This window comes from Frankia nepalensis (assembly GCF_016786325.1).
Lineage (GTDB): Bacteria > Actinomycetota > Actinomycetes > Frankiales > Frankiaceae > Pseudofrankia > Pseudofrankia nepalensis.
In genome coordinates, this window is record NZ_JADWYU010000220.1 from 1 (window position 1) to 5457 (window position 5457).

6 protein-coding genes are annotated in these 5457 nt (G+C 74.0%); all 6 read left to right on the forward strand.

Annotated features, from left to right (window positions below; genetic code table 11):
• Positions 1 to 94: 94 nt before the first annotated feature.
• The gene (locus tag I6A81_RS34585) at positions 95 to 424 is read left to right on the forward strand and encodes a DUF503 domain-containing protein (RefSeq protein WP_203007554.1); all 330 of its coding nucleotides are present in this window, start codon (positions 95 to 97) and stop codon (positions 422 to 424) included.
• Positions 425 to 613: 189 nt separating this feature from the next.
• Positions 614 to 1135, forward strand: a complete 522-nt coding sequence (rbfA, locus tag I6A81_RS34590) for a 30S ribosome-binding factor RbfA (RefSeq protein ID WP_203007555.1) — start codon at positions 614 to 616, stop codon at positions 1133 to 1135.
• The gene (locus I6A81_RS34595) at positions 1132 to 2391 is read left to right on the forward strand and encodes a DHH family phosphoesterase (RefSeq protein ID WP_203007556.1); all 1260 of its coding nucleotides are present in this window, start codon (positions 1132 to 1134) and stop codon (positions 2389 to 2391) included. Before rbfA ends, I6A81_RS34595 begins: the two co-directional genes overlap by 4 nt.
• Before the next feature lie 81 nt (positions 2392 to 2472).
• Positions 2473 to 3486: a tRNA pseudouridine(55) synthase TruB gene (gene truB / locus I6A81_RS34600; RefSeq protein WP_203007557.1), complete on the forward strand. Its 1014-nt coding sequence runs from the start codon at positions 2473 to 2475 to the stop codon at positions 3484 to 3486.
• A 180-nt stretch (positions 3487 to 3666) separates the two neighbouring features.
• Positions 3667 to 4605, forward strand: a complete 939-nt coding sequence (locus tag I6A81_RS34605; protein WP_203007558.1) for a bifunctional riboflavin kinase/FAD synthetase — start codon at positions 3667 to 3669, stop codon at positions 4603 to 4605.
• A 221-nt stretch (positions 4606 to 4826) separates the two neighbouring features.
• Complete coding sequence (rpsO, locus tag I6A81_RS34610) at positions 4827 to 5096, forward strand: 30S ribosomal protein S15 (protein ID WP_203007559.1); 270 nt, start codon at positions 4827 to 4829, stop codon at positions 5094 to 5096.
• Positions 5097 to 5457 lie beyond the last annotated feature (361 nt).

Sequence of the window (5457 nt, forward strand, 5' to 3'; positions counted from 1 at the left end):
CCCCAGGTCGCGCGTTCTGCGCGCGACCTGGGGTCCGGGGTCGTCGCCACGGGGATCGCTACCTCAACGAACTAGAAATCACGAGGTTCGCACGTTGTGGGTTGGGCTGCTCAGCGTGGACGCGCTGCTTGGCGACGTCCATTCGCTGAAAGAGAAGCGATCACTGGTGCGGCCCGTGGTGGCCGAGCTGCGCAAGCGGTACCCGGTCAGCGCGGCCGAGGTCGCCCATCACTCGCTGCACCGGCGCGTGAAGATCGGGATCTCGGTCGTCGCCGCCGACCGCGGCTTCTGCGTGGACGTCCTCGACGGCTGCGAGCGGCTGGTCGCCGAGCGCCCGGAGCTGGAACTGCTCGAGGCGCGGCGTCGTCTGCTCGCCGAGGACGACGTCGACGAGGCGCCCCGGGAGGCCTTGGACAAGGCCTGAACAATCCTGGACGCCTGAAGGGGCCTGGGCACCTGAACGGGCATGGAGGTGTAGCTGGGGCGCCGCGCGCCCCGGCCCGGGCGGACGCTCCGCGCTCGCCCGAAACCCTGGCGCGAGGTCGGTGTATGCAGCCCATGGCCGGCCTTGTCCAGGGTCAGTGCAGGTGGCTGAGTGGCATGGAGGTGAACGGTGGCTGATCCGGCCCGCGCCCGCCGGCTGGCGGTGCGCATCCGGGAGGTCGTCGCCGCCGCGCTCGAACGCGGCGTCAAGGATCCCCGGCTGGGGATGGTGACCATCACGGACGCCCGGGTGACTCCAGATCTGCTCGAGGCGACTGTCTTCTACACCGTGTACGGCGACGACGAGGCCAGGGCGGCCTCGGCGCGCGCCCTCGAGTCCGCCAAGGGGATGCTGCGTTCCCAGGTCGGCCGGGCCCTGGGCGTGAAGTCGACGCCGACGCTGACGTTCGTGCACGACCGGCTGCCGGACGACGCGCGCCACCTGGACGACCTGCTGGCGGTCGCCAGGGCCAGGGACGCTCAGGTAGCCGCCACCCGCGAGGGCGCGAGCCCCGCCGGCGAGGCCGACCCGTACCGGCAGCCGCGGGTCGTCGAGGACGGGGATCTCGAGCACTTCGACGACTTCGACGACTTCGAGGAGGACGAGGCGGACGACGCCGCCCGTCGACCCGTGGGCGGCCCGGGGATATGACGCCGGACGCGGCGGGCCGCGCCGCGGCCGGCCGTGACGCGCGGTGGCCGGACGCGGTCGAGCTGCTGCGGGCGGCGGTCGAGGACGGCCGGCCGGTCGGCCTGTTCGCCCACGTCAACCCGGACTCGGACACGCTCGGGTCGGCGCTCGCGCTGGGCCTGGCCCTGCGCGGGGCCGGCGCGAACGCCGTCGTCTCGTTCGACGCCGACCCGTTCCGCCTGCCCGACGGGCTGGCCTTCCTGCCCGGCCAGGAGCTGCTCGCGGCGCCCGGCGACCTGCCGGAGACGCTCGACCTCGTCGTCACGCTCGACGCGGCGGCGCCGCACATGCTCGGCGTGCTCGCCGAGCGGATGGCCGCCGCCGCGCACACGCTCGTCGTCGACCACCACCGCGCAAGCGTCGGGTTCGGCGAGCTGCGGCTCGTCGACCCGGACGCGCCGTCGACGTCGACGGTCGTCCTCGAACTGCTCGACCGGCTCGGCCTTCCGCTCGACGCCGCCGTCGCGACCGCCCTCTACGCCGGGCTCGCCACCGACACCGGCTCGTTCCGGCAGGCGACGACCAGCCCCGCCGCGCACCGCGCCGCCGCCAGGCTGGTCGAGGCGGGTGCCGACCCGACCGTGATCGGCTGGTCGGTGTGGGGGATCCACCGGTTCGCCTACCTCGGCCTGCTCGCCGAGGTGCTCGGCCGCGCGGGCCTGGCGGAAAGCCCCGACGCCGGGGGGCATCGGCTGGCGTGGACCTACATCACCCATGCGGACCTCGCCCGGCGTGGGCTGCGGCTGGAGCACGTCGAGGGCGTCGTCGACGTCCTGTGGGGCGTGCTGGAGGCAGATCTCGCGGCCGTGGCCAAGGAGTTGCCCGACGGCCGCTGGACCGTCTCGTTGCGCTCCCGAGGCCCCATTGACGTCGGCGCCGTGGCCATGGGCCTCGGCGGCGGCGGCCACCGCGAGAAGGCCGGCTTCCTGGCCCGCCGGCGCGAGCCGGTCGACGGCGAGCCCGGCGGTGCGTGGCCCGACGGGGAAAGCCGGGTCCGCGAGATCGTCGCCGGGGTCCTCGACCAGGTCCGGCTGGCCTCCGGCCACAGCGGCGCGGGCCCGCTGGACTGGGGCACGGTCCGCGTCACCCGGCTGTCCGACCTGCCGCCGGTGCGCGGCTCGTCGCCGCTGTCCGAACCGCCACCGTCGTCCGAACCGCTGTCCGAACCGCCGCCGTCGTCCGAACGGCCACCATCGTCCGAACCGCCACCGCTGTGACGCGGGTGCCCCGGCCGCGGAGGTCCCGACCACGGGCGGGTGACCTGACCGCGGCCGCCGCCGGTCGTGAACGGAGCTCCAGTGACCTTGCCTACGACGCCGACCGCCGCGAGCGCGGCGACTGACGAGCCGGCGTCCGCCCAGCCCGCGTCCGCCGAGCCGGCTCACGCCGCGGCGCGGGCCGCCGCCCCGCCGGCCGCGCCGGACGGGCTGGTCGTCGTCGACAAGCCGGCTGGCTGGACCTCGCACGACGTCGTCGCCAAGGCCCGCCGGATCCTGCGTACCCGCAAGATCGGTCACGCCGGCACGCTCGACCCGATGGCGACGGGCGTGCTGCTGCTCGGCGTCGGGCGCGCGACCAAGCTTCTCGGCCACCTCGCGCTCACCGACAAGGAGTACGAGGCGGTCATCCGCCTCGGCGTCACGACCGTCACCGACGACGCGGAGGGCGAGACCGTCGAGGAGCGCCCGGTAGGAGACCTGGCCGCCGGGCGCCTCGCCGCCGCGATGGCCGCGCTCACCGGCGAGATCGACCAGGTCCCGGCGAGCGTCAGCGCCGTGAAGATCGACGGGAGGCGGGCGTACGCCCGGGTCCGCTCCGGCGAGGACGTCGTGCTCGCCGCGCGGCGCGTCACGGTCGGCGCCTTCGAGCTGCGCGAGCGGCGTGACCGGGCGACCGGGGCGCCCGACCCGGCCGGCACCGACCTCGCGGTCCGGGTCGCCTGCTCCAGTGGCACCTATGTACGCGCGCTGGCCAGAGACCTCGGCGCGGCCCTCGGCTGCGGCGGCCATCTGAGCTATCTGCGCCGCACCCGGGTGGGTCCTTTCACGGTCGCCGACGCCCGCTCGATGGAGGCCTTCGCCGAACGCGCCGCCGACGCGGTGACGCCGCTGGCCGCCGCCCTGGCCAGCGCGTTCCCGTCCCGGCGCGTGGACGCCGGGCAGGCCGGCGCGGTCTCCCATGGCCGCCGCCTGCCGGCCGCCGGCCTGCCCGGCCCCTACGGCGTGTTCGCGCCCGACGGCACCGCCCTCGCCCTGGCCGAGGACCGGGGCGGGGAGTCCCGCTACCTCGTCGTCTTCACCCCCGCCGGCTGACGCGTCTCCCACCCGGTCGCGCCTCGCCCACCCGGTCTCCCACCCGACCACGGCGGTTCCGCCTGACCGCTGCGTCGGCCGACACGCGGTCCACGAGCTGACGTGGCTCGTCCGCGCTGGGGATCATGTTGTTGGTCGCACCCTGGGAGTACCGCGTCTGCCATGCCCTAGGCTTCGGACGTGCGCTGGTGGCGAGGGCTGGACAACACTCCAGACGATTGGCGTGGTGGCGTCGTCACGATCGGCTTCTTCGACGGCGTACACCTGGGCCATCGAAAGATCATCGGGCTTGCCGTCGAGCGGGCGAAGGAGCTCGGGGTGCCGTCGCTGGTGCTCACGTTCGACCCGCATCCGGCCGAGGTGGTGCGTCCCGGCAGCCATCCCGCGCTGCTGACCACGCTGGAGTTCAAGGCCGAGCTGCTGGAGGCGATCGGCGTCGACGCACTGTGCGTGCAGCCGTTCACCCTCGAGTTCAGCGAGGTCACCGCGGACGAGTTCGCCGCCAAGATCCTCGCGGAGACGTTGCGGGCCCAGGTGGTCGTCATCGGCGAGAACTTCACCTACGGGCACCGTGCCGCCGGCAAGATCGACACGCTGGTGCGTTCCGGAGCGGAGCTGGGCTTCAAGGTCGAGGGCGTGTCGCTGCTGCATGAGGACGAGCCGGAGACGCCGGTGCTGTCGTCGACCCACATCCGCGCGCAGGTCGTCGAAGGCGACGTGGCCGGCGCCGCCCACGGGCTCGGCCGGCTGCATCGGGTGGAAGGCGTCGTCGTGCACGGCGACGCCCGTGGCCGCACGATCGGTTACCCGACGGCGAACCTGCAGGAGACGCCATGGGCGGCGGTCCCGGCGGACGGGGTGTACGCCGGTTTCGCCTGCTGGCGGGGCAGGCGCCAGCCGGCCGCGATCTCGATCGGCACGAACCCGACGTTCGCCGGCCGGGAACGGCGTGTGGAGGCTTACCTGCTGGATTTCGACGGCGATCTGTATGGCGAGTACATGGCCTTCGAGTTCGTCGCCCAGCTGCGCCCGACACTGAAGTTCGACTCGGTCGAGGCGCTGGTCAGCCAGATGGCCTTGGACGTCGAGGCCACCCGTACCGCGACGACCTCGGTCTGATCCCGCCTTTCCGGTCGTTCTGCCGGCCGAAAGCCCATTCGGCACAGGTGTCCGTATTTCTGGTGGTCGGAAGGCCCTTGCCGCGGGCTGCCGAGTGCGGTAGCCGGTCCTCTCCCCGGAGTTGGTAGGCTTCGGAGGCGAGACGGGAACGGTGCGTTCTGTGTTGCCCGGGTGACAAAGACCTCGGGCCCGCCGCCCCGCGCGAGAAGATGAGGTGGATCGTGCCGCTTTCCAGCGACGTGAAGCAGAAGATCATGACTGAGTACGCCACAGTCGAGCAGGACACCGGCTCCCCCGAGGTGCAGGTGGCGATGCTGACCCGGCGGATCAGCGACCTGACCGAGCACCTGAAGGTGCACAAGCACGACCACCACAGCCGCCGCGGCCTGCTGCTCCTGGTCGGCCGGCGCCGGCGACTGCTGAACTACCTGCAGAAGACGGACATCAACCGGTACCGGACCCTGATCGAGAGACTGGGTCTGCGCCGGTAGGAGGCCAGAGGGAGCGGTCCACGGGGCCGCTCCCTCTGCCGCATTCGGGCGTGTCCGGACACGCCCGAGGCGGGCCCGGCCCGGCCGCCGCCCTTCGGGCGGCCTCCCGAGGCGGGCCCGTGACGCCGGCCCGGGGGACACCCCCCGGACTCCCGGCGGCGGCCGAAGGCCGCGCGAGCAGACGAAGCCTCGCGCGACCGGAGGCCGGGAAGTACTCCGTGCCGGGAGCGAGGAAGCCCCAGGCACGGCGGAGGACCTGACCGGGTCCGTGGCGGCGCGAGCCGCCGGTCCTCGGTCGTGGCCCCCCGGCCCCCCCGCCGCCCCCCCCGGGCGCCCCCCCGGGGGCCCCCCGGCGCCCCCG